Annotated in this window: 1 protein-coding gene; it reads right to left on the bottom strand. The window is 62.2% G+C overall.

Features of this window, described 5'->3' with window-relative positions; genetic code table 11:
- The coding region (locus OO12_RS28395; RefSeq protein ID WP_034156889.1) for a hypothetical protein at nucleotides 1-1,447 on the bottom strand (1,447 nt) is incomplete at both ends.

The following is a 1,447-nucleotide window of genomic DNA, read 5'->3' as shown; positions in this document are numbered from 1 at the left end:
AATTGCCACCGATGAGCTGGACGGTGAAGGTCAGCGTATCGCCGGCGGCGACCGGCACCTGTTGCGTGGCTGGAATTGCGATCGACAGATTGTTGGCGGTCGCCGTCATCGACAAGGCCGTGCCCGCCGGCGTGCCGGTTACCTGTGTGATGGTCGCGTTCGAGCCCGTCCAGAAGGCGGGCGTGTTGGCCCCGGTATAGAGGTTCCGCGAGACGGCGAGGTTGGCGTTGGCGAAGATGATCGAATTGCCGCTGGTGGTGCCAGCGGAAGCGGAGCCGACAAAGACCCGTGACTGGACATATTCCGCCTGAGTGAATCTGCGCGTGACGCTGACGGTGGTGACGGCGGTGGTGGAGAGACCGCTGACCTGGAACGCGCCGCCGGTGATTTGCGACAGGGTTCCCGGTCCGGACAGGATGACGGCCGAGGAATCGCCATTATTGCCGTACAGGGACGTGCCGCCGAGCAGCGCGAGGCTGGCGGTGGTGAAATTGCCACCGACAAGCTGGACGGTAAAGGTCAGCGTATCGCCGGCGGCGACCGGCACCTGTTGCGTGGCTGGAATTGCGATCGACAGATTGTTGGCGGTCGCCGTCATCGACAAGGCCGTGCCCGCGGGCGTGCCGGTTACCTGCGCGATGGTCGCGTTCGACCCCGTCCAGAAGGAGGGCGTGTTGGCTCCCGTGTAAAGGTTGGTGACTTCGGCCGACGATAGCACGCGTCCGAGGCCGTCATAGACGAAACTCTCAGTCATGCCCGTGCCATCGGTATAGCGCGACAGGAGTTCGCCATGGCCGTTGTAGACATAGACCGTGCGGCTGCTTTCCGAGGTCGTGTCGAACGCGCCAGTGGTCAGCAGCTTGGCATAGCTATTGACCTCGCTGATGTTACCGCGAAAATCATAGCTCGTCTCGGTACGCTGGGCGGTGCTCTTGTCGGCAATGCCCGCCACCCAGGCGGTCAGGTCACTCAATGCAAAGGCCGTGTTCGCATAGCTGTTGGCGGCATAGACGATCGTCGCTGTACGCTGATTATAGGCGTCATAGACATATTCGGTGACACGCCCTTCACCATCGATGATGAAGCGCAGGTTGCTCCTGGTATCATAAGCAAAGCGGGTCGTCGTCGCGCCGGAGGGCACGCCGCTACCTGCGCCGTCAGGATCAGGCACGGTATAATGCGTCTCGGTGAGCAGTTCGTTTTTCGCGGGCGGGCGTGTAATGCTGGCATTGGCGAAGATGATCGAATTGCCGCTGGTGGTGCCGGCGGAAGCGGAGCCGACAAAGACCCGTGACTGGACATATTCCGCCTGGGTGAATTTGCGCGTGACGCTGACGGTGGTGACGGCGGTGGTGGAGAGACCGCTGACCTGGAACGCGCCGCCGGTGATTTGCGACAGGGTTCCCGGTCCGGACAGGATGACGGCCGAGGAATCGCCATTATTGCC

Origin of the sequence: Sphingomonas sp. ERG5, assembly GCF_000803065.1 — a bacterium.
GTDB lineage: Bacteria > Pseudomonadota > Alphaproteobacteria > Sphingomonadales > Sphingomonadaceae > Sphingomonas.
This window is presented reverse-complemented; position numbering and strand designations above follow the sequence as displayed.